Origin of the sequence: Cylindrospermum stagnale PCC 7417 (assembly GCF_000317535.1) — a bacterium.
Lineage (GTDB): Bacteria > Cyanobacteriota > Cyanobacteriia > Cyanobacteriales > Nostocaceae > Cylindrospermum > Cylindrospermum stagnale.
This window is the reverse complement of record NC_019757.1, coordinates 4197059-4219688: the sequence shown is the minus strand read 5'-3', so window position 1 is coordinate 4219688 and position 22630 is coordinate 4197059. Positions and strand designations below refer to the sequence as shown.

19 protein-coding genes are annotated in these 22630 nt (G+C 41.5%); 14 read left to right on the top strand and 5 right to left on the bottom strand.

Features of this window, described 5'->3' with window-relative positions:
• Positions 1–83 precede the first annotated feature (83 nt).
• The 5 genes from yidC to CYLST_RS17660 all read left to right on the top strand — a co-directional run bounded on the left by yidC (position 84) and on the right by CYLST_RS17660 (position 3033).
• Positions 84–1235 carry a membrane protein insertase YidC gene (gene yidC / locus CYLST_RS17680; protein WP_015209087.1) on the top strand — a complete coding sequence of 384 codons (1152 nt, stop codon included), beginning with the start codon at positions 84–86 and terminating at the stop codon, positions 1233–1235.
• Positions 1236–1237: 2 nt separating this feature from the next.
• A complete protein-coding gene (locus CYLST_RS17675; protein ID WP_015209086.1) occupies positions 1238–1756 on the top strand; it encodes a Jag family protein in 519 nt (172 codons plus the stop codon).
• Positions 1757–1853: 97 nt separating this feature from the next.
• Positions 1854–2366 (top strand): YceD family protein, encoded by a 513-nt coding sequence (locus CYLST_RS17670; protein ID WP_015209085.1) that lies wholly within the window; start codon positions 1854–1856, stop codon positions 2364–2366.
• 45 nt (positions 2367–2411) lie between these two features.
• Positions 2412–2657 (top strand): AbrB/MazE/SpoVT family DNA-binding domain-containing protein, encoded by a 246-nt coding sequence (locus tag CYLST_RS17665; RefSeq protein ID WP_015209084.1) that lies wholly within the window; start codon positions 2412–2414, stop codon positions 2655–2657.
• Positions 2644–3033, top strand: a complete 390-nt coding sequence (locus CYLST_RS17660) for a type II toxin-antitoxin system VapC family toxin (protein WP_015209083.1) — start codon at positions 2644–2646, stop codon at positions 3031–3033. The genes CYLST_RS17665 and CYLST_RS17660 overlap by 14 nt, the downstream gene beginning before the upstream one ends.
• A gap of 19 nt (positions 3034–3052) precedes the next feature.
• Here CYLST_RS17660 and CYLST_RS17655 read toward each other — a convergent pair whose 3' ends face one another.
• Positions 3053–3511: a type II toxin-antitoxin system VapC family toxin gene (locus CYLST_RS17655; protein ID WP_015209082.1), complete on the bottom strand. Its 459-nt coding sequence runs from the start codon at positions 3509–3511 to the stop codon at positions 3053–3055.
• A 2-nt stretch (positions 3512–3513) separates the two neighbouring features.
• Positions 3514–3756, bottom strand: coding sequence for a hypothetical protein (locus CYLST_RS17650; protein WP_015209081.1), 243 nt, complete (start codon positions 3754–3756; stop codon positions 3514–3516).
• Between the two features lie 176 nt (positions 3757–3932).
• Between CYLST_RS17650 and CYLST_RS17645 the strand changes: the two genes are divergently transcribed.
• The 3 genes from CYLST_RS17645 (at position 3933) to CYLST_RS17635 (ending at position 8612) form a co-directional block, all read left to right on the top strand.
• Positions 3933–5915: an AAA family ATPase gene (locus tag CYLST_RS17645; RefSeq protein WP_015209080.1), complete on the top strand. Its 1983-nt coding sequence runs from the start codon at positions 3933–3935 to the stop codon at positions 5913–5915.
• 561 nt (positions 5916–6476) lie between these two features.
• Positions 6477–7988, top strand: coding sequence for an AAA family ATPase (locus CYLST_RS17640; RefSeq protein ID WP_015209079.1), 1512 nt, complete (start codon positions 6477–6479; stop codon positions 7986–7988).
• A 111-nt stretch (positions 7989–8099) separates the two neighbouring features.
• Positions 8100–8612 (top strand): SH3 domain-containing protein, encoded by a 513-nt coding sequence (locus CYLST_RS17635; protein ID WP_041233712.1) that lies wholly within the window; start codon positions 8100–8102, stop codon positions 8610–8612.
• A gap of 260 nt (positions 8613–8872) precedes the next feature.
• Here CYLST_RS17635 and CYLST_RS17630 read toward each other — a convergent pair whose 3' ends face one another.
• Together CYLST_RS17630 and sbcC are read right to left on the bottom strand one after the other, a co-directional pair.
• Positions 8873–10849, bottom strand: a complete 1977-nt coding sequence (locus tag CYLST_RS17630; protein WP_015209077.1) for a sensor domain-containing protein — start codon at positions 10847–10849, stop codon at positions 8873–8875.
• Between the two features lie 377 nt (positions 10850–11226).
• Entirely contained in the window at positions 11227–14253 is a 3027-nt protein-coding gene (gene sbcC / locus CYLST_RS17625) for an exonuclease subunit SbcC (protein ID WP_015209076.1), read from the bottom strand.
• Positions 14254–14519: 266 nt separating this feature from the next.
• On the opposite strand from sbcC, the gene CYLST_RS17620 reads away from it, so the two are divergent.
• The 5 genes from CYLST_RS17620 (at position 14520) to CYLST_RS17595 (ending at position 20350) form a co-directional block, all read left to right on the top strand.
• Positions 14520–15488 (top strand): hypothetical protein, encoded by a 969-nt coding sequence (locus CYLST_RS17620; protein ID WP_015209075.1) that lies wholly within the window; start codon positions 14520–14522, stop codon positions 15486–15488.
• A gap of 623 nt (positions 15489–16111) precedes the next feature.
• Positions 16112–17479, top strand: a complete 1368-nt coding sequence (locus tag CYLST_RS17610; RefSeq protein ID WP_245587398.1) for an NACHT domain-containing protein — start codon at positions 16112–16114, stop codon at positions 17477–17479.
• Between the two features lie 17 nt (positions 17480–17496).
• Complete coding sequence (locus CYLST_RS36000; protein WP_157162605.1) at positions 17497–17706, top strand: NACHT C-terminal helical domain 2-containing protein; 210 nt, start codon at positions 17497–17499, stop codon at positions 17704–17706.
• A 353-nt stretch (positions 17707–18059) separates the two neighbouring features.
• Entirely contained in the window at positions 18060–18752 is a 693-nt protein-coding gene (locus tag CYLST_RS17600; protein ID WP_015209073.1) for a hypothetical protein, read from the top strand.
• Between the two features lie 359 nt (positions 18753–19111).
• Positions 19112–20350 (top strand): S-layer homology domain-containing protein, encoded by a 1239-nt coding sequence (locus tag CYLST_RS17595; RefSeq protein WP_015209072.1) that lies wholly within the window; start codon positions 19112–19114, stop codon positions 20348–20350.
• Between the two features lie 3 nt (positions 20351–20353).
• Here the strand turns inward: CYLST_RS17595 and CYLST_RS17590 are convergent, their stop codons facing one another.
• Positions 20354–21733: a GAF domain-containing sensor histidine kinase gene (locus CYLST_RS17590; protein WP_015209071.1), complete on the bottom strand. Its 1380-nt coding sequence runs from the start codon at positions 21731–21733 to the stop codon at positions 20354–20356.
• Positions 21734–22016: 283 nt separating this feature from the next.
• Between CYLST_RS17590 and CYLST_RS17585 the strand changes: the two genes are divergently transcribed.
• The gene (locus tag CYLST_RS17585; protein ID WP_041233710.1) at positions 22017–22334 is read left to right on the top strand and encodes a DUF3155 domain-containing protein; all 318 of its coding nucleotides are present in this window, start codon (positions 22017–22019) and stop codon (positions 22332–22334) included.
• Positions 22335–22630 lie beyond the last annotated feature (296 nt).

The window sequence follows — 22630 nt, the reverse complement described above, 5'->3', positions numbered from 1 at the left end:
GCGAGCGATAGTCGCAGACTAATCATGATTTAGATAAATTAGATTCAGTTCAGTTTACAGTACCTCAGGTTTAATTCAGAATAATGGATTTTGGTATCGGGTTTCTCTCGAACAACGTGATGCTGCCAATCATAGACTTTTTCTATGGTATTGTGCCTAGCTATGGATTGGCGATCGTGGCCTTGACATTGATAGTCCGCTTCGCGCTCTATCCCCTGAGTGCTGGATCTATTCGCAGCATGAGGCGGATGCGAGTTGTGCAGCCTCTAATGCAAAAGCGGATGGCAGAAGCCAAAGAGCGCTATAAGGACGATCCGCAAAAGCAGCAGGAGGAAATGGTCAATGTCCAAAAAGAATTTGGCAACCCATTAGCCGGATGTTTGCCACTGCTATTACAGATGCCAGTGTTATTGGCGTTGTTTGCTACTTTACGGGGTTCACCTTTTTCTGGCGTGAACTACTCTGTTAACCTGCAAGTCTTTCCCGCTGAACAAATCGAGCGAATTCAACCCCAAGCCTTTGCCACTCCCCCCCAAAACATCTACATTGCTGATGGGGAACACGCTCGGATTACTGCCATCCTTCCTGGGGGCAGCAAACTGGCAGTGGGAGAAAAAACCAAGATTGAATATCAGACTCTTGAGGGCAAACCATTTCAGGTGCTCTTAGCAGAACACCCAGAAAATAAGTTGACTCCTGCGTGGACAATCACCAAAGGGGAAGATCGGGTCAAAATCGATGCTGAGGGCAATATCGAAGCCTTACAGCCTGGAGACGTAACGATTCAAGGCTCAATCCCTGGATTAGCAGCAAATAAAGGGTTTCTCTTTATTGATGCTTTAGGCAGAGTTGGCGCAATTGATCCCGATGGCAAAGTCCACTGGGATATCGTCTCGATGATCGTCTTCTTTGGCATCAGTCTTTACGTTAGCCAATTGCTCTCTGGGCAAAATTCCAGCGGTGGCAACCCGCAGCAAGACACGGTTAACAAAATTACCCCAGTCATCTTTTCCGGGATGTTTCTGTTCTTCCCTCTACCAGCCGGAGTGCTGATGTATATGGTGATTGGTAATATTTTCCAAACCTTGCAAACTTATATTCTCTCCCGCGAACCTCTACCAGAGGAACTACAAAAAATCGTAGAAATTCAGGAGAAAGAAAAAGAAGCAGCAAGCGCAGAACCAAAGACGTTGCCGTTTGAGCCAAAAAGTTCTAAGAAAAAAGCTACAGGCTGATCATGAGCAATAGTACTATGGAACGAGGTGAGCAGTGGTTAAAAACACTGCTCGAACTTACTAATATAAATACAGAGATTAGGGGTAATTTAGAAACTGCCCCATCTCTAAGCAATGAGTCACCAGAAACTGATAGCTATTGGTTGACCATTGATGAAACCAAATTGATGCCGACACAAATCAGTCTGTTAATTGGCGCTGATGGCTCTGTGCTCGATGCGATGCAGTATCTAGCAAATTCGGTTCTCAATTTGAACCAACCAGAAGATCAGCAAGCCTCTTACACCATTGAGTTGAATGGCTACCGTGTTAAAAGACAAGCGGAAATTCGCGCTTTAGCCGAAACAGCAGCCGAAGAAGCACGCTCTATTGGTCAAGAAGTGGAAATTAAATCCCTCAGTTCGGCTGAACGGCGGCAAATTCACACTTTTTTGAAGGATTTCCCAGATTTGGAAACCTTTAGCCGTGGTAAAGAGCCAAACCGCAATTTGGTGATTCGTCCAGCGATTGAAGCCGGCTGATTGAGTAGAAAATCTCTAAGCGCTAAAATAAAGATGTAGTATCAGCAGAAATGCTGATGATCAACATAAATTTTCGTGAGGGTAGCTCACAAATCCTATGGACGCAATTTTTATTCCGCAGCTAACTAAGGCCCCGGAGCGGACAGAGGAAATTCAAGTTCAGGAATTTCTGCCTGGTTTGGAAACCTTGACACCTGTACGCGGTAGTGTCCGCGTGCGGCATCAAGGTACTTTTTTGGAAGTGTCTGCTCAGGCAGAAACAATTATCACTTGTACCTGCAACCGCTGCTTGCAACAATACAATCAACGTTTGGCCCTTGATACCCAGGAAATTATCTGGTTGGATGAAACGGCTAATCAAGACCAAGACTTGCCTTTAGAGAGGGAAGTGGCTGTAGAAGATTTGGTCGAAACTGTCTCACCAGAGGGTTATTTTCACCCCAGCGAGTGGTTGTATGAGCAGATGTGTTTAGCAGTACCTCAAAGGCAATTATGCGATCGCAAATGTCCCGGTATTAAACCACCCGTTGCTGCTAGTACTCCTGAAAAGCCGATTGACCGTCGTTGGTCTTCTTTGCAAAACTTGAAAAACCAACTTCCCGAATCCTAAGGCGTTTTATAATTTTGTCAGGAACTCAAGTAAGGAATTTGAGTAATGGCTAGTGAAACTATCACGACCGAAGGACAAGTAACTATCCCTAAAGAAATTAGAGATTATCTCAACCTTGATACAGGTAGCAAGGTTGATTTTATCATTGATGAAAATGGGATAGTTAAACTTATCCCTCTAAATGTCCCTATCCAAAGCTTATCCGGGATTTTGCATCGTCCGGGTATGACTCCCGCAACTTTAGAGCAAATGGAAGCAGCAATTAGAGCAGGATCAAGTGATTGGAGTTGATACAAATATTTTAGTGCGCTACCTGACAAAAGATGATGAAAAGCAGTGGGAGCAAGCTGCTGAAATTATTGAAGGTGGTGAACAATGTTTTGTTGCTAATATAGTTCTCTGTGAATTAGTCTGGGTTTTACGTGGAAAACCTTATCAATTTAGTAGAGAAGAAATCAGCACTACTTTGGAAATGATGCTGCAATGTTCAGTGTTTGAATTAGAAAATCGCTCTTTAGTTTATCAATCATTACAGCGGTTTAAACAGGGAAGTGCAGATTTTTCAGATTTTTTAATTGGTGCGATCGCTCAAGAATCTGGTTGTACTATAACAGCAACATTTGACAGAAAGTTACGAGGTGAAAAGGGTTTTGGACTGCTGGATTAATCTTCATTTCTAACCTATTTCAAATATCCAACAAGTCATGCCAATTTTCTAAAGGGAAATCCCAAGCTTGTTGGATACGTTGGAAATCTCTATCAGCTGAAACAATTGTGAGATAGTTTTGAATAGCAATTGAAGCAATCCATAAATCGTTCTCACTTATACCAAGTTCATGTATTCGTGTTTTTCTTCTTTTTTTGCGTTCTTTAGGGCCAAAACAATCCATAATTTTTGCTTTTAGCTTGGCATAAATCCGACTTGTATTACTATTGACATCATAGACAGGCATATCTTCCAAAAATTCCTCAATTATTGCCAAGTTGTCTATTACTGATGTCGAATTTTCAGCCATATATAATAATTCACCTTCAGTAATCGCTGAAATTGCAACATTAGAAATACCAATAGATTCTACTTTTGTAATAACGGTCAAATTACCAAAGATAATTGAGCTACAGTGATTTGTATCTAGAAGGTACATGATTAAAATTCAGCCAAGCCACGGGAAGATTGTACTATTGCTAAACATTCTTTAAGATCATCACCAACCCACCTTCCAGCATGGCGTAGAATAGATTTACCTGATCCTTGACGATGGGGTGGCTGAGGTTGTGAGAATTTGGTAGATTGTTTATTTTTTATTGATCGGATAATATTCAGCGTTTCCATAAGTTCTGTTTCGGACATTGAGCTAATTTCTTGTAGAAGTAATTCCTTAGTTGACATAATTTTTATTTCCCTCTTTTTCTGTATTTTAGCATTTTTAATATCTGCGGTTTCTCTCCGTTATTCATATCTGTCAAAGGCCTAACGCACTGGTAGACTGAGTTTATTTAATTTTACTTGGCAAATTAAGTGAAATTGTCAATAATAGAATTAACTCAGTAACTATGTGATACAAAATGTTTATCAAAAAGCTGCAAGTCTTTAACTATAAGTCTTATGACGATTCTGGGGTAATGGAATTTGCTCCTGGTGTCAATATTATTGTTGGGAGAAATAATGCAGGTAAAACATCTTTGCTTGAAGTGCTTACCCTGGATTTTGAAGATCATCCGCATAGAAGTATAAAGACATTACCTAATTCATCTTCAAAAATAACTGAGGAATCTCGTGCTGAAATTTCATTGTTCTTTGATAAGGAAGAATTAGTAAATTTGATAAACCAGTTACCAAATCCACTAGGACTCCCTTTCCCATACGATGATGGACAAGGATGGTGGTATAATGGAGAGCCAGAAGAGGCAGAATTATTAGTTAAATGGTTTCAAGAACTGTTAGATAATCCTCCTATAAAGCTAAATTTATCAATATCTATAACCTCTCATATTGAGGCGCAAAACAATATAATAACTGAAAACTTCAATTTTGACTTATACTCTCTAGCACCTCAAAATAAAAATGGGAGATTTGACTTTATGCAAATAAAGTATTCTACCAATGACGACAAATTTCATCCTATTTATAACTATAAAGTTATTGAGGACAAACGGTATGATATATATCAAGAAGTGCTTAATAGTTTTGAATGTTTTGAAGGAACTAATGAACAGACAATTGGTTATCAAATATTGAATATTTTCAAAAAGCGTATATATCGATTTAAAGCTGAACGTCTAAATATTGGTATTTGTAAATTTGAAAATAATGCTGAATTGAAACCAGATGCTTCAAATCTTGCTGAAGTACTCTCTACATTACAGGGCAAAAATCCAGGGATGTTTGCTGAGTTCAATAAATTCGTTTCAAGCCTTTTACCTGAAATTAAGTGGATTTCTGTAGTACCGAGAGATAATTCAGATGTTGAAATCATAGTTTGGACGATAGAACCTAAGCTGAACAGGGATGATTTATCACTTCCTCTATCATCATGTGGTAGTGGAGTTAGTCAAGTTTTAGCAATTGTATATATCCTAGTTTCTTCTATTCATGAACCTAGAACTTTAATTATTGATGAACCGCAATCTTTTTTACATCCAGGTGCAGCGAGAAAGCTTATAGAGACTATTAAACAATTTCCGCAGCATCAATATTTTATTGCTACTCATTCACCAGATATTATCACAGCGGCTGATCCTTCTAAGATTATCAAGCTGAAATATGAAAATTGTGAAACAACATCATCACCAATATATCCAAAAGATGAAAATGAAATTTTAACTGAACTTGGGGTTAGGTTATCTGATGTTTTTGGTGCTGATAGTATTATTTGGGTAGAAGGAGAAACTGAGGAAAAGTGCTATCCATTAATACTTGAGAAAATAGCTAAAATACCTTTGATGGGTATTAAAATTTTACCTGTTGGTAGTCCTGATGCTCTTTTGGATGGAAAGCAATCTAAGCGTGTTGCTGAGATTTATAAAAAATTAACTTTGGGAGCCGGTTTGTTTCCTCCAGGTATTGCATTTATATTTGACAGGGAAGGTAAGAATGATGGGCAAATTGAAGAATTAGAGAAAATAGGATTTAAATTTTTGAAACGACGTATGTATGAAAATTATATACTGAATCCAGATAGTATATCAGCGATAATTAATGAAGAAGCTACATGGTTAAAAACACCTATCACTGGAGATAAAATTAAGGAATATTTTAAATTCGACAACATCAAAAACATTGAACAGAAAAACATTGAACAGAGAGAAAAAGAAAAATTATTTCCAGGTATCAAACTAGAAGATATTTCAGATGATAATTGGTTGTTTAAAGTTCATGGGGCAAATCTTCTTAAAAATTTGTTCCAAAACTTCTGTGGAACTCTATTAGAGTTTAAAAAAACTACACACTCGGATAAACTCACAAAATGGCTAATTAAAAATCAGCCTGAGTTCTTATCTGAACTGGCAAAAGAGTTAAAAGAATGCTTGAATAAAGAGAAGTCTTGATTTTTAAGCTGATTATATAATCATGCTGATCACAACTGCTAAAAGATCCCCGACTTCTTAAAGAAGTCGGGGATCTGAGTTCATTCATTTTGAAAAATCAAGTAAATCTTTGCTGGGCATTTGATTGAACGGAGATTAGTCATTATCACGTATTTAATACCATAAGCATGTTTATTAAGAAACATCAATTAATATAATAATACTTAAGTAAGAATGACTTGATCAAGAGTCGGTTTTTACGCGCGAAGATTTTTCAAACCTAACTCCAAAAGCTTTTCTACGGGGAAGGCTGTGGTGTATACACAAGTCTCTCTTGATGCAATTTATAGTTGCGAGAAGACAGGAAACAAAACCTCACCCTGGTTTTGCGTAGCAAAACCTGTCCCTCTCCTTGGTAAGGAGAGGGATTTCTCTCAGGACTTGTTGAGGTTTAAAAAGACTTTTGGGTAATTGGATAGCTTGTGTTTACACCGTAGCACGGGAAAGGGGAGAGTTTTAGTTGTGAGACAGAATACAAGCCTTAACAATGAGAGAAGAACTAATTACCACTAGCAACTAATTATGAATTTCCGTGAAGAATTTAAACTGCTGCTACGCGCCCGCTACCCTTTGATTTATATTCCTACCTACGAGGAAGAACGGGTAGAAGCTGCGATTCGGGAAGAAGCGACAAACCAAGGTAATCGCCCGGTGTACACTTGGGATTTTGTCGATGGCTATCAGGGAAACCCCAATGATGCGGGGTTTGGAAGGCGTAATCCGCTACAGGCTTTGGAGTTTGTGGAAAAATTACCAGCTTCTGCGCCTGCGGTGTTGATTTTGCGTGATTACCATCGGTTTTTAGATGATGTAGCGATCGCACGCAAACTCCGCAATCTCGCCCGAATCTTGAAGTCGCAACCAAAAAATATCGTCTTACTATCGCCGCGCATCGCTATTCCTGACGATTTAATGGAAGTGCTGACAGTGGTGGAGTTTCCCTTACCTGCTGCTCCAGAAATTAAAACCGAGGTAGAACGGTTATTACAATCTACAAATAACTCCCTTTCGGGGAAAGTTTTAGATGACTTAGTGCGCTCTTGTCAAGGATTATCGATGGAAAGAATCCGCCGGGTTTTAGCGAGAGCGATCGCTACTCACGGAGAATTACAACCAGAAGACGTAGATTTAGTTTTGGAAGAAAAACGCCAAACTATCCGCCAAACCCAAATCCTGGACTTTTACCCCGCCACTGAACAGATTTCTGATATAGGGGGATTAGATAACCTCAAAGACTGGTTAATCCGTCGGGGAGGCTCATTTACAGAACGAGCGCGACAGTACGGATTACCACACCCCCGTGGTTTAATGTTGGTGGGGATTCAAGGAACTGGTAAATCTCTAACAGCAAAAGCGATCGCCCATCATTGGCATTTACCATTATTACGCCTCGATGTCGGGCGTTTATTCGGTGGTTTAGTCGGTGAATCAGAATCCCGCACCCGCCAAATGATTCAGGTGGCTGAAGCCCTCGCCCCTTGCGTTTTGTGGATTGACGAAATAGATAAAGCCTTTTCTGGGCTGGGGAGTAAAGGGGATGCAGGAACAACTAGCCGCGTGTTTGGAACTTTCATCACCTGGTTAGCCGAGAAAAAATCACCTGTGTTTGTTGTCACCACCGCCAACGATATTCAGGCTTTACCACCGGAAATGCTCCGCAAAGGCCGATTTGATGAAATTTTCTTTGTGGGTTTACCCAGCCAAGAAGAAAGAAAAGCAATTTTTAATGTTCATTTATCCCGACTGCGCCCCCATAACTTGAAAAGTTATGACATCGATAGGTTAGCTTATGAAACGCCCGACTTTTCAGGAGCCGAGATTGAGCAAACCCTAATTGAAGCCATGCATATTGGGTATAGCCAAAATCGAGATTTTACCACTGACGATATTTTAGAAGCCGCCAGTCAGATCATCCCCTTGGCGCGAACCGCTGTCGAGCAAATTCAAAAACTACAAGAATGGGCTGCGTCTGGGAGAGCGCGTCTAGCCTCAAAAAATAGTCCTTTGAGCGATCGCCTCCGGCGCACTGCGTAACGCATTCAAAGGCAGTTGCAATAATTGATTAGTCAATTATTATTAGTCAATAGTCAATAGTTAATGATCAATTACTATGGACTATTGACTAATGGTGTAGAGGTTGTAACTATGTTTTCTAACTTACTTAAATTTATACTAGGGTTTCTCTTGGCGATCGTTGTTTTAATAGGTAGCAGTGCGACAATTGCGCTCTATTTCGTCAATCGCACCGCCATACCCCCCGCCAAACCGGTGTTTGCTAATGATAATGGCCCGTTGAAACCCAAAAACCCAAAAGCGATCAATGTAAAAGCCTCTCCCACCGCCAAGTCTAGCCCTAGTGCTAGTCCTAGTCCTAGTCCTAGTTCCACTCCTACTCCCACTCCTACTGAATCACCAAAGGAATTACCGCCGGGAGCTTACATAGGGCGAGTCACTTGGCCTCAGGGCTTGAGGTTGCGTACAGAACCAAAACAGGATGCTGAACGTGTTGGTGGAGTTGCTGCTAATCAAAAAATTATCATTTTGGAAGAAAGCGATGATAAAGTCTGGCAAAAGATTCGCGTAGAAGGTAGCGAACAAGAAGGTTGGGTAAAATCAGCTAATACTCAACGAGTTGACGAACAACAACAAGAACAATAAATCTCTGGAAAAATTCAATTTTGTAAACTGAAACCACAACAGATAAACAATTCAAAATTCAAAATTGAAGACTGTTTCAAACGGGGATTTCAACCCCGACTGAAACACTTTCCTACCTGTAGACGTTCGCGCAGCGTGACCCAGGAAAGGGGTATTAGACCCTTTCCTTGCTGATAACCATGAACAAAGCTTGCTGGAGAATTTCTTGACTATAATTTATAATTCAGCACTCAGAAATTTAAAGACAGACACCACGAACTTTAGTTAACAGTGAAGGATGAAAAGTTTTGTCTGCCATCTACTATCTGCCATCTGCTATCTGATTTATTTTCCAGATATATACTAACTTTCTGGGATTTGGATTTTTTCAGTAGTTCTGTAGCATTTTCAGCTAATATCGGGTGACTAAAAAGATAGCCTTGCATTAATTCACATTCAAGAATTCGCAATAAATTCCGTTGTTCTTCTGTTTCAACTCCCTCGACAACAACTGTCAAATTAAGTGCATGAGCTAAAGCAATTATTGCTGTTGTGATTGCAGCACCATTAGTATCATTAGTCAGATCGCGCACAAAAGATTTGTCAATTTTTAAGGCATTAATAGGAAAATTTTTGAGATAACTGAGAGAACAATATCCTGTACCAAAATCGTCTAGGGAAATAGTCACCCCCATATTACCTAGCTCGCTCAAAATTTTTCTGGTGAAGTCAATATTTTGCATAGCAACTGTTTCGGTAATTTCCAACTCTAAACACTGGGGGTTCAATTTGGTTTCTGACAATACCTGCTTCACCAGGCTAACTAAGTCTGGTTGGTTAAATTGTCGTGCAGAGAGATTAACAGCTACCGATAAAGATGGTAAACCGAGAGCATCCTGCCAAACTTTATTTTGTGTACAGGCAGTTCTTAAAACCCATTCACTCATAGGTATAATCAGTCCATTTTCTTCAGCAAGTGGAATAAATTTTCCCGGAGGAATTAAACCTAATTCTGGATGTTGCCAACGCAGTAGAGCCTCCATCTTCATTATTTCACCCGTGGCTATTTTCACCTGGGGTTGGTAGTAAATTATAAACTCTTTCCGCTCTAAGGCAGTGTATAAGCTGTTTTTCAAACTTAACAAGTCTAAAGCTTGTGAATTAATTTCTGATTGATAAAACTGATAGTTATTCCTTCCCTGCGACTTAACACGATATAACGCCGCATCAGCATTTTTAGTCAGTGTTTCTACATCTTCTCCATGCATGGGATAGAGCGCAATCCCAATACTAGGGCTAATATGCAAATGGTGATTCTCAATTTGAAATTCTGATTTGAAAGCTGCTAATATTCGTTCTTGGATGTGGGTAGCATCCTTAAAATCACTAATTTCTGGTAAAAGAAGGGTGAATTCATCACCTCCCCAACGAGCAATAGTATCACCTGATCGCAGACATTTTGTCAGACGTCGGGCAACATTTTGTAATAATTGATCCCCGATCCCATGACCTAGCGTTTCATTAATGGTTTGGAATCGGTCTAAATCTAAAAAACACACTGCTAGTTTACTTCTGTTTTGACGCGCTTGCACCAAAGACTCAGAAAGCCGCTGATTGAATAATACTCGGTTTGGTAGATCGGTTAACAGGTCATGCAAAGCTTGATGGTGAATTGTGGCTTCTGCTATTTTATGAGCAGTGATATCGCGAAAGGTCCAGACTCTACCAATAATTTTGTCACCGATGCGCTGCGGTTGGGAATAACGCTCAAATACTCTACCATCTTTAAAGGCGATCGCATCATAAATTTGGGCATCTGGGTTAAGGTATGATTGTCTAACTGTGTCCAGATGCTGTCTCGGATTTTCTAGCTGTTTGCTGGCCACTCTCAGGGCTTGTTTGTAATTTCCTGACTCCACAAGTAATTCAGGAATGCACCACATCTGGACAAACTTTTGATTAAAACCTACGATTTTGCCTTGAGTATCCACCACTAAAACACCGTCAGTGGTAGATTCTAGTGTGATCTGTTGCCAAGTCCAAGATTTTTCTAGTTCTTTTTGGATGCGCTGGCGTTCAGCAGTTTCTTTATGTAATTCAGCTAACAAAAACTTTTCTACGCCCACTTGAGGTAGGTCGGGAATATGACGCTCATCTGCTTGTATATTCCGAAATTTTGCCAACGGAAAATATGAGATGCATAACGCAATTAATTTTGCTCCCAAGCAGATGAACAAACCGACCATTAACAACATCATGGCAGTCTCTGCTCTATTAAGTAATGGATAATTTTTGTCTGGGCATTTTTTTAATCTTCATCCTAAATTACAATAACTTTATATCTCGTTAATCACAATTTTAACTACATAACTCCGTCTCCTCATTACGGAAATACTACAGTAATAGTAAATCATTTGTGAGATAAAAAGGCTGAACAGCCTATAAATACTTACTTTTCGTTTACGGATTTTCTCACGATTGAATTTGGATTGCTATAGCTTTTTTAAGCTACTAATAAATTTTAATATGTAATAAATCTTAAGACAATAAAAAAAACCAATTTTAAAAAGAGGTAATGTAAGGGTGAAAAACTTGACAATAAAGACTTTCAGCAGTTTTGTTGCGCCCTAAAAAATTAAACAGACAGAAGCAATTGCGAACCTTGCTGGGTTTTATTGACTTCAATCCGGGCTTGGAAGGCTTCCTTGAGGTGGGGCATATGGGTGACGGTGAGAATGCAGGCGAAATCGTTAGCGATCGCATTTATAGCGGCAATTAAGCGATCGCATCCTTCCGCATCCTGTGTGCCAAACCCTTCGTCCACAATCAATAATTGCAAAGCCGCTCCCACCCTCTGGGCCAATAATTTCGCCAAAGCCAAACGGATAGCAAAGTTAATTCTAAAAGCTTCCCCACCAGAGTAAGTTTCATAAGCTCGCGTACCTCTGGTATCAGCAATTAAAATATCCAAAGTGTCTATCAGCTTGGCGTTTTTCTTGCTGGACTTGCCACTGCGCCCAGCTTTCTGCGTCACAAATTGCACATGCAACTGATTACCACTCAGCCGCGAAAGTAGTTGATTTGTCTCGGCTTCTAGTTGGGGTAACACATTTTCAATCATCAGTGCTTGGATGCCATTTTTACCGAAGGCTTGGGACAATTCCTGATAAACACGATATTGCTGCTTGCAATATTGCAGTTGCTGCTGCTGTTGCTCATACTCAACTTGCTGCGTTTCTAATTGGTGAGCCAGTTGTTCCAAACGCCCCAACTTGGCTATTTGCTCATCAAGTTGCCGTCTGCGGGTTGCCAATTGCTGCTCTAAAGCTTGAATTTGGGCCGATGGATTATCTGTTTGGGTGAGTTGCTGGACAATGCTTTCGATTTGGTGAGCGAGTTTTTGCCGCTCTGCTAATCTGGCAGTTTGGGACTCCTGCAACTCTTGCAATCTTGCCTGGAGTTGGGGATATTGCTGTTGAGCAGACAACATTTGTTGGTAACGCAAATGCCAAGATTGAAGCTCACGAACAGATTGGCGGAGGTGATTGTGTTGCTCGGAACTGTAAGCAATTTCGGTAATTTGCCGCTCTAGGGCAGCGATTTGTCTAGCACAATCAGAATCAATTTGCTCTTGCTGAATTCTCGTTTGAAATTGGGCAATATTCGCTTGGAGTTCGGGTTTTCGGGCTGTTAGTGTGGCGCGGCGCTTGGTAGCATCTTTAATTTGCTGAAGTTTAATTTCTGCCCACCGCCATCGCTCAACTTCGCTGCGGGCCAGGGCGTGGTCTTGTTCATTGTAATTGAGTTGTTGCAGATATTCGTCTAGCTGCCGGAGTTCTGCTTGTTTGTCAGGGGCATAATCACCAGCTTGGAGCGATCGCTCTAAATGTTCTTTTTCAGCAACAATTTGTTGCAGCTGTTGTTGCACATCCGTTGTTGCTTCTAACTGTGCCGCTAACTGTCCCCGTTGTTCCCGCAAAGCATCATAAGCCGCCAATTGTTGGGATATTTCTCTGTATTCCTGCCTGAGTACCTGAATTTCTCTATCTGAAACCGCCATTTGTTCCCGCACTACCCAAAATTGCCCCTGAGTATCCTGGTACTCAAGTTGGGTTTTTTCGATCACTCGGCTCCAGTGATGTTCATCTAAAGAACGTTCACACAAGGGACAAAGGGCATTAGGGTTTTGGAGCATTTGCAGTTTTTGTTCTAATTCACCCAGCACTTTTTCATAATCCCCTTGAGTCGCTCGCAAGCGTTCGATAAAATGACGCCGTTCCTGCCCTTTTTCTTGGACTCTTTGCAGATAAACCCGCTTTTTCTCCAATTCCTCAATCTGCACTCCCACATCGATCACCGCTTGCTGGAGTTGCGGTTGGCGGCGATGTTGGCGTTGTAGTTGATTTTCTGTAGATTGCAGTTGTTCGAGTCGCGCTACCAAACTCGCATGGGTGCGATCTAGTTGGCTTTGTAAAGTTACCCGTTGTTGTAACAAGGGACTAACTTGCATTTGCAGTTGATCCAAATGCGCTACATGATTACGCGCAGCGGCTAATTGTGCCAAAGCCGCTTCCACATCACCAGATTTAGTGAGAGTTTGCTGAATTTCTCGCTCTTGTTGCTCCAAAGCTTCTAATTGAGCTTGAGCCTGTTGCAGTTGCCTTTCAATGTCGTTAATTTGTTTGGTAAGCTGTTGTTGTTTTAGTTGCCGTAAACCAGTGGCTTGGGTATGTTGTGCAAATTTGGCAGCAAAGGCTTCTTCTTGAGATTGCAGATTTTGGTATTCGGTATATCCAGCTTGAATTTCGGCTTCTTGATGTAAAATTTCTTCTAAATCTGCTAGCTGAGTTTTCACCGCTAACTGTTCTTGTTGGAGGCGATCGCAATCTTGGGTAAGATTCTGGAATTGCTGCCTCACAAAACTCAGTTGTTGTTCCCAATTTTGCCGCTGATGCTGCACAACTTGCAAATTTTGTAATTGAATATTGTCAAAAGCTTGCACCTGTTGCAGTTGATTCAGTTCAGCTTCTAACTCTATTCGTTGCGCCTCAGTTGTCTCCCGTTGTTGTAGCTGAATTTTAATCGCCTCTAAAGAACGCTCTAAATCCTCCACCCTGAATTTGAACTGTTTAGAACTGTCCTTTGCCCGTTCTTCTAATTCATCATACTGATTCAGCTTCAACAACTCCGCTAAAATTTCCTTGCGTTCCGTCGGACGCTTTAGCATGAATTCATCAGCTCTACCTTGACGCAGATAGGCAGAATTAATAAAAGTATCGTAATCTAGTTTGATATGTTGTATAATCACATCCTGTGTTGCTCGCACCCCTTTGCCAGTGAGCGAACGAAACCCAGAAGGCGTTTCTATTTGAAATTCTAAAACGCCACTTGCACCCCGGAGACGGGTACGAATAACCCGATATTTTTGTTGGTTATTATGGAAAGTGAAATCAACCCGAACTTCTTTCGCGCCAGAATAGATCACATCATCTTCAGCAGTAGCGCGGCTTTCGCCCCAAATTGCCCAAGTGATTGCCTCCAGCAGAGAAGATTTACCCGCACCATTGGAACCGCAAATACAGGCCGTGTGCAAACCGCGAAAATCTAAAGTTGCATCACGGTAACTGAGGAAGTTTTTGAGGATAAGTTGTACTGGGATCATTGAGGCTATAGCGCCACATTTACAATTTTAATAATTAGCAGTACAGATGCACTTCTTTTGTTAGTTTAGCTATCTAGACAGCAGGTTTCTAGTCTTGAATACATCAATTTTACATAAATTAACAATAAAATGGGTTGGCTTTTGATGTTGGGTAAAATATTTTTCCCGACTTCAGAGAAAAAATTGGGAGTAACGAGCGTGGATGCGATCGCTAAAATAATCTTTAATAGAACTCACAGCATACCCATCTTCGTAATCAAACAGTCGTGACTCGATTTATTCATGACCAATTTGCCAAAGACTATCTGGAAGAACTGCTAAAATCTTATGGGAAAGTAGAAGCCCCCAGTCGTGTTGCCGGAGAGGTGCGAGAAATCGATGTCTTATTTTCTCCCTCAATTCCCCAAAACCCTAATTTGCAAACCCTCGGTTTATTAGGCTCCTTTGCAGATAACACCGCTATCCTGGAACCATACCGCAACCCGGCATCAAAAGAAGAAATTTGTGATTGTCTCCTAAAATTATTAGAACTTAGGGGTGCATTACAAAGGGAAGCAAACCGAAATAAAACCCCCATTCAAGAATTAGCAAATCCCAAATTATGGATTCTCACCCCCACAGCATCCACGACGCTGTTAGCGGGATTTGGTGCAACTCAAAAAGCCGATTGGTTGCCCGGAGTACACTTTTTACCAGAGTATTTACGGGCAGCTATCGTTGCTATCCATCAATTACCACGCATTCAGGAAACCCTGTGGTTAAGAATTCTTGGTAGAGGAACAACACAAAAACAGGCAATTGATGAATTAGAAACGCTACCATCAAACAACCCATTCCGGCGAGCAACGCTAGAATTACTGTATAACTTGCAGAAAAGCTTAGTAATCTCTCAAACTCCAGAAGCAGATGACAAGGTGCTAATTATGCGACTTACACCATATTATCAACAAGACCGGGAACAAGCCATACAAGAAGGAAGACAAGAGGGAAGACAAGAGGGAATACAGGAAGGAAGACAGGAAGGAAGACAGGAAGGAAGACAGGAAGGAAGACAGGAAGGAAGACAGGAAGCACAAAGACAACTTGTAGAAAATTTACTGCGAGTTCGCTTTGGTTCATTGGATGCACAACTATCAGGAATTATTGAACCGTTATTAGCGCTACCACCAGAAGAGTTTACCCCCTTACTAGTGAATTTATCACGGGAAGAATTAATTAATCGGTTTGGTAGATAATTTGGCAGGTCGTCTTAGTTACCAAGGATGCAAAGTATTCAGTACTCTTGCTGAGGACTAAGGCGATCGCTTGCAATAGGCTGCGTGATAGCGCAAAGCGATCGCATTTATCCCATTTTGGCGAGAATTATCAAAAATAAAAACCCGCGCTGGCGGTTATCAGGATTTAGTTTAGAGGTTTTCTTCGTCTTGGGGAACGGGTAGAAGTTTAGAGACTTCCAATTAAAAAAATATCCAATCAGTAGGGACACAGCATTGCTGTGTCCCTACAAGTCTATGATTACTGGATCATTTATTTTTTGATATTCCCTTAAAAAGGGTGGTTTTGAATTGCCAATGCAAGTACAGGATAATCACTAACCCCTGGAAAGCGTGATTTTTTTTAAGCTGATACCAAGCTTGATTTAGAACTTTTTTAACTAGCCAAGGTAAAAATATTTTTTTAATTGTCCACAAAAGGGCAGTTTCCATAACCGAGAAGATTTGTATGTGTACCCTTACATAGTCAAAAATAGGTGTCTACAATCCAGCCAGCGTATAAGCTAGAGAATGCCTGACTTCTTGCCTGAGTTGCTTGACTTTAAAAGCAGACACCGGATATACCTAAGACAACGGTAAAAATTTTGTCTAGTGCTATGGCAGGGCGATCGCAACAAGCATCTTCAGAAGGCATCGAAAAAGCAAAACAGGCTTTAGATAAAAATTCCTTAAATCAAGTTTCTCTAGCAGAAGACTTAAAATTCAGCCGCGCTACAGTCAACAATTTCTTTGCAGGTAAGCCAGTTGACCGTAAGTATTTTTCCCAAATTTGTGAAAAGCTGGGTTTTGAGTGGGAAGAGATAGTCACCAAGTCAGCTAACGAACCAGAAACAAATCAAGACAGCAGCATTAATATTGATGCTTTAGTTCAAGATGTACGCGAAACCATAAAACCCCTCATCCAAGAACGCTGCGGTACAATGCGGGTGCTAGATATGACTCAGCCCATCGGGTTGAACGACATCTACACCAACGTCAACATATTGGAGAAAATCACAGGAAAGCGACGACTAGGAATTGATGAATTTTTGCAACAGTGTAAAAGTGAGGATTTTGACCGCTTTGGACTTGGGAAAATTACTGAAAAACGAGTACCTGGAATAGAAGCGGTTAAGAAATATCCCAAGCTGATGATTTTGGGTAAGCCAGGGGCAGGTAAAACCACATTTTTGAGATATTTAGCAATTCAGTGTATTGGGGGTGATTTTCAGGCTGAACGTGTGCCGATTTTTGTCACTCTCAAAGACTTTGCAGAAGCTGCAAACAAACCAAGCTTACTAAACTTTATTATTCAATTCGTAGGACAGGCGTCTCGCCTGTCATTGGAAATAGATGATATTAGCCGCAGGCAAGATGCCTGCGCTACGAATATTGAAAAATTATTAACTCAAGGTAGAATGCTGATTCTACTTGATGGCTTAGATGAAGTCAGAGAAGAAGATAACACCCGCGTTTTAAAAGAAATTCGTGATTTTTCTGACCGTTTTCGAGAAAATCACTTTGTCATCACCTGTCGAATAGCCGCCAAGGAATATACATTTGATAAATTTACAGAAGTAGAAATTGCTGATTTTGATAATAAACAAATTGCCAATTTTGCAAATAACTGGTTTAAGGAAAAAGCCGTAAAACCAGAAGATTTCATTAAACGACTCGAAGATAACAAGCGAATCCAACAACTCGCGGCAAGTCCTCTATTGTTAACGCTGTTGTGTTTAGCATTTGAAGAATCAGGAGATTTTCCAGCAAATCGTTCTGAGTTATATAAAGAAGGACTGGATGCGCTGTTAAAAAAATGGGATGCAAAGCGCGGAATTCAGCGCGAACAACTTTACAAAAAGTTATCAGTTCAACGCAAAGAAGATTTACTCAGCAAAATTGCCTTGACGACATTTGAGCGGAGTGATTATTTCTTCAAGCAGAAAGTAGCAGAACAATACATTTTTGGATAGAGAAATTAAGAAACGTGATGATTAAATATCGCAATATTGGTCATGATTGGCAGTTTACTAAACAGCAGAAAGAATTGCTTCAACAATATTATGATGCCAATTTATTACTAGTTGAGTGCCTCAATAGTAATTGTAATGTCAGCCGTGAAGTACGACAACATAGAGAAGATACCTTACTATTACCCATTGCAGAATTAAAAAATTACAAATTAAAATCTAACCCCTAATATTCCTTCTTCTTTCTTCTTCCTTCTTCCTTCTTCCTTCTTCCTTCTTCCTTCTTCCTTCTTCCTTCTTCCTTCTTCCTTCTTCCCTCTTCCTTCGCGCTCTTCGCGCCTTCGCGGTTCGTTTAAAACCCTTCAGGAACAAAACCCGCAACCCCACGTCTGACAACCCCTTCACCCCATCAATCAACGCACATTAACAAAACAAAAATTCTGCGGAACGATCGCACATTTTCCCCCGTCATCAAATCACCAACACTTGCGGGATATGCCTAAAGTCATGTTTCATCAACATCTGAAACTATCTCTGCAAACCCGCGTCATTAAATCCATCACACAAAAAGGGAAGCTTGACTATGCATCGCCTACTACGTTGGAAAACTGGAACACTTGCACTCATGGCAATGACAATTACCACAAGTGCTATTACTCCCTTTGTTATCCTTGCTCCTGCTAACGCCCAATACAATATTAATCAACCCCGCTCAATTACAATTCCTGCTAACGTCACCTTACCTGTTACCTACGAAAAAGAGAAAGTTATTGTTAGTCCTGGAGAAACTGCAACCCTAACCCTGAAAATACCCAACGACATTATCGACAGAAACAGAACCGTCTTAATTCCCGGCGGTACTGAAGTTGTGGGCAGGCTAGAACCTGTCAACCTCAACAGCGGTTATTCCAGCAATGCGAATGATCCAAAGAACAAAGGTGTGCGGTTTGTAGCCCAAGAATTAGTATATGCCTCAGGTCGGCGTCAGGCGATTAACGCTACTTCTCAGACAATTACTAGAACCGAGAAAATCACCAAGGGAGCAAATACTGGAACTATTTTAACAGATGCAGTCATTGGTGCAAGTACTGCCAGTGTGATCGCACTGCTTACAGGCAACAAAAAAATTGAAATTTTAGAAACTGTTGGTGGTGGGGTTGCCGGTGCTGTAACAAGTGTGCTGTTGCGGAAAAAAGAAGTTGATGTCTTTGTCCTCAGGCCCGAACGGGATTTGAAAATCACACTTAACTCTAGCTTGGTAGTGTCTCGCAATTAGGATTAATTCAGTTTGATTTGTGACTTCAATTATCCTCAGATCGCGCCATTGCTACTGCAACTCATAACTATTGTGTGTGCGTTCGCCTTTGGCGCGACGTAACCCTTCGCCAACTGCGATCGCTTTGCATCATCGCCTGATTTTTGGTACTAAGTAATTAAGTAATACTTTCTTAACTTTATGACCAAAGACCTATATGCATATTACCAGAGACCGATATGCATCAACACAAACGTTCTGGTATGCTTAGACATATTGGTAAAACTTTTTACAAACTACAGAAAATAATCGGAACTTTTGATTTCAGGTATTGTCTCAGTAATCAACAGAAAAAAATAATTGTGGTGGGGTAAATATCAATGTTTAATTTAAATCGTTGGCAATCAGGAACAGCGGCACTCATGGCTTTGAGCGTCACAGCGGGGACTGTCGCACCCTTCATTATAGCCGCGCCCTCTTTAGCTCAAACAACTTTTTCTGATGTTCAATCTAACTACTGGGCATCACAGTTTATTCAAGAATTGTCACAACGGGGTGTAATTGCCGGCTTCCCCGATGGTAGCTTCCGCCCAGAAGAGCCAGTGACACGCGCCCAGTTTGCGGCGATGATCAACAAAGCTTTCCAAAAGCAGGCACAACGCCAGCCAATCACTTTTAGAGATGTACCCAGCAACTACTGGGCAGCCAATGCGATTCAGCAAGCCTACACCATCGGTTTTTTGGCAGGATATCCAGGCAATAACTTCAGACCAAACGAAGCTATCCCCCGTCAACAGGTTTTGGTTTCCCTCGCTAACGGTCTGCAATACACCGCCAGTACTGACCCGGCAACCATTTTGCAATACTACAATGATGCCTCTAGTATCGCTGACTATGCCCGTAGTCCCATTGCCGCAGCGACTGAGAAGCAAATTGTCGTTAACTATCCCAATGTGAAGTTCTTGAATCCGACTGTCACCGCCTCGCGGGCACAGGTAGCGGCTTTTATCTACCAAGCTTTGGTTAGTTCTAATCAAGCCACAGCCATTAACTCGCCTTATATTGTGGCTATTAACACTACGCCAACACCCACGGCGATCACGATTCCCGAAGGGACTGCTATTCCTGTGAAGTACGACCAAGCTAAAAAAATTCTGGTCACCAAAGATGAAACAGCACCTTTGACACTCACAGTCTCGCAAAATGTGGTTACGCAAGACGGCGTTGTGGTGATTCCCGCTGGAAGTCAGGTGATTGGTCAACTCAAACCTGCTCAGGGCGGTTCTCAATTCGTTGCCCAGAAGCTAGTTTTGACTTCAGGTCAGGAGTATGATTTGAACGCTAGTTCTGATGTGATTACCAAAACTGAAACTGTCAAGAAGGGTATTAGTACTGGTGCAATCATCCAGAATACCGTTTTTGGAGCTAGCGCAGCGGCGGCGGTATCTGCTGTCACAGGCGATCGCGCTATTGCCACAGAAGAAGTCTTGGGCGGCGCGGGTATTGGTGCGTTAATTGGGGTGTTCTTTGGTAGAAATAGTGTTGACTTAATCGCCATCGAACCTAACACCGACCTGCAAATGACGATCAATCAAAACTTGTCGATTGCACTTAAATAATAATTAGACAGATGAAGGGCGGGGAGACCCCGCCCCTACTTCAGGCAACCAAATAATAACTGTAGTTCCTGGGGTATGCGGTGAAGTGATAGCTGAGTCGATTGCAGGGCTGAAAACTTCTATTTCGCCCTGCATTTGCTCGAGTAGTTGTTTAGCGATCGCCATTCCCAAACCTGTGCCGGGAATCGCTGTTTGCGCTTGTACTCCCCGGTAATGCCTTTCTCCCAAATGCTCTAAATCTTCGGGAGGAATGCCAGGGCCAGTATCACTGATGGCTATGCCTTGAAAATTAGCTCTTTTTTGCCCTACCTGAATCAAAATCTTGCCGCCAGAATTTGTATATTTCAAAGCATTATCAATGATATTGCTCAAGACTTCCCGCAATGCTTTGATGTTAACCTGTACTGGGGGCAAATCGGCGGGAATATTCGCCATCAGTTGGAGATTTCGCTCTTGGGCGATCGCTTTAGCTGATACTAATAATGGGTCTAATAAATCTGCTAACAAGCAATCAGCGGTTTTTTCTCCCGTTCCTGGCAATAATAGCGCTGGTTTAGCGTCTTTTTGGAAACTTGCTTCCACAAAAACTTTGGATTCCGGGAGTTTCCGTAGTGCTAGATCAGCCTCAGTCAAATCAATCACCTCATCAAACTGGATCAACAATTCCTTCAGGCGATCGCTCTCTCTGACTATACTAGTCCCCACATCTCGATTAGGATCTGCTGGCCGCAGTCGCTTTAACAGCAGTTTGCCAAAAGTCCGCACAGCAGTTAATGGGTTACGAAACTGGTGCAAGAGATTATCCAGTAAATCTCGTTGCTTTTCTTGGAAAATTTGTTGTTGATGTAGCTGCTGCTGCAACCATGCGCGACGCTGATCTAAAATACATGCGATCGCCATAGTTTGGGCTATCCGTTGAATTTCACCTTGCTCATGATCATTCCATCTCCGGTCTTCCCTGCCTGTCACCAATAACCCCATCATCACACCCTCATAAATCAGAGGTAAAACAATTTGGTTACCACTGAGCAAGTATTCATCTTCTAAATGGGGTTGGGTGGCTTCTTTTGTTTCTGACTCCAGAGATGGGCTAGGAGATTTTGACCCAGATATCAATAACCTGCGCTGGTGATTGGGTAATGCCAAAACATTGCTAACTTGTAGTTGCTTGGTTGCAGTTGTCGAAACCGGCTCCTCAGAGTGCCGTAACACTGCTGTCTCTGGGTAAACCACTACAGGAATCAGTTTCGCGTCACCAGTGGGAGCTTCTACCAATTCTTGTGTCAAGTACACAATACTCAAAGACGCTCCCAACCCTTGGGTGAGCAGCGCTGTTTGCTCTCGGCACAGAGCCAGAAAATCAGAACTGGCAGACATTAACATTTTTTAGCTTTTGCTCAGAATTACAGACTTTGAGGGAGAATCAAAGAAGACCTTGAGTTTTTACCAATGTGATTTAATAAAGCTTAACTAAATCTTCTCAGTAATGGTTTGCACCAAGGGATTATCTTTTTACCTACTGTTGATTTTTCCAACTTTCAAAAATATTATTTTTGTTGTATCAAAAGGTTAAAACCCATTGATTTCTTGAACTAGAACTTATATAATGACGACGGATTTTGTAGCTATCACTACAATCTATAGCTTGAAAGAGGAGGACAATAGGTTGGCAAGGAGACGCAAAAGGAAAAGCCGTCGTCGCCAGGAAGGACGGCGCATCTTAGAGCACGTGCCTCAATATAGCATCGAAAGCGGTGAAGAGAAACCTGTGACAGCAGCTAGAAAATTCATTCAAGCTGAAGGTATTTTGCCACCGGCGCTGCTACTCGTAAAGCGGAACGAACACACTACAGACCGTTATTTCTGGGCAGAAAAGGGCCTATTTGGTGCTCAATACGTAGAAGAAAACCATTTCTTGTTTCCCAGCCTGAGGATATTAGAGGCTCCTACAGGACAGGAACCCATGGCTGTAGCTAGTAGGTGAACTATAGATGGCTATTCTACGCATTGGATATGGCTTCTGACAATAATTAACTGGCAAAATTGCTCAGTTTATGCAAAAATTCCATTTTTTTTAAGTTTGTAGCTGAATTTGCCAGTAAGGCTTGTCCAGGTAGTGGGAGAATCAACTAGTCTCAAGCCATGCTCAGGTGCATGGGTTGATCTCTAGTTTGATAATGCAGCGGGGAGTGGGGACAGAGTCAACAGCATCTAGTAGAAAAGCGTGAAGTTGTGCTCTCATCAGGTAGATTGCCAACACGCTCTGTCAACCAATCTAAA

Coding starts and splice junctions, on each gene's coding strand:
- yidC (WP_015209087.1), top strand. CDS start 84: ATGGATTTTGGTATCGGGTTTCTCTCGAACAACGTGATGCTGCCAATC.
- CYLST_RS17675 (WP_015209086.1), top strand. CDS start 1,238: ATGAGCAATAGTACTATGGAACGAGGTGAGCAGTGGTTAAAAACACTG.
- CYLST_RS17670 (WP_015209085.1), top strand. CDS start 1,854: ATGGACGCAATTTTTATTCCGCAGCTAACTAAGGCCCCGGAGCGGACA.
- CYLST_RS17665 (WP_015209084.1), top strand. CDS start 2,412: ATGGCTAGTGAAACTATCACGACCGAAGGACAAGTAACTATCCCTAAA.
- CYLST_RS17655 (WP_015209082.1), bottom strand. CDS start 3,511: ATGTACCTTCTAGATACAAATCACTGTAGCTCAATTATCTTTGGTAAT.
- CYLST_RS17650 (WP_015209081.1), bottom strand. CDS start 3,756: ATGTCAACTAAGGAATTACTTCTACAAGAAATTAGCTCAATGTCCGAA.
- CYLST_RS17645 (WP_015209080.1), top strand. CDS start 3,933: ATGTTTATCAAAAAGCTGCAAGTCTTTAACTATAAGTCTTATGACGAT.
- CYLST_RS17640 (WP_015209079.1), top strand. CDS start 6,477: ATGAATTTCCGTGAAGAATTTAAACTGCTGCTACGCGCCCGCTACCCT.
- CYLST_RS17635 (WP_041233712.1), top strand. CDS start 8,100: ATGTTTTCTAACTTACTTAAATTTATACTAGGGTTTCTCTTGGCGATC.
- CYLST_RS17630 (WP_015209077.1), bottom strand. CDS start 10,849: ATGATGTTGTTAATGGTCGGTTTGTTCATCTGCTTGGGAGCAAAATTA.
- sbcC (WP_015209076.1), bottom strand. CDS start 14,253: ATGATCCCAGTACAACTTATCCTCAAAAACTTCCTCAGTTACCGTGAT.
- CYLST_RS36000 (WP_157162605.1), top strand. CDS start 17,497: ATGATTAAATATCGCAATATTGGTCATGATTGGCAGTTTACTAAACAG.
- CYLST_RS17600 (WP_015209073.1), top strand. CDS start 18,060: ATGCATCGCCTACTACGTTGGAAAACTGGAACACTTGCACTCATGGCA.
- CYLST_RS17595 (WP_015209072.1), top strand. CDS start 19,112: ATGTTTAATTTAAATCGTTGGCAATCAGGAACAGCGGCACTCATGGCT.
- CYLST_RS17590 (WP_015209071.1), bottom strand. CDS start 21,733: ATGTTAATGTCTGCCAGTTCTGATTTTCTGGCTCTGTGCCGAGAGCAA.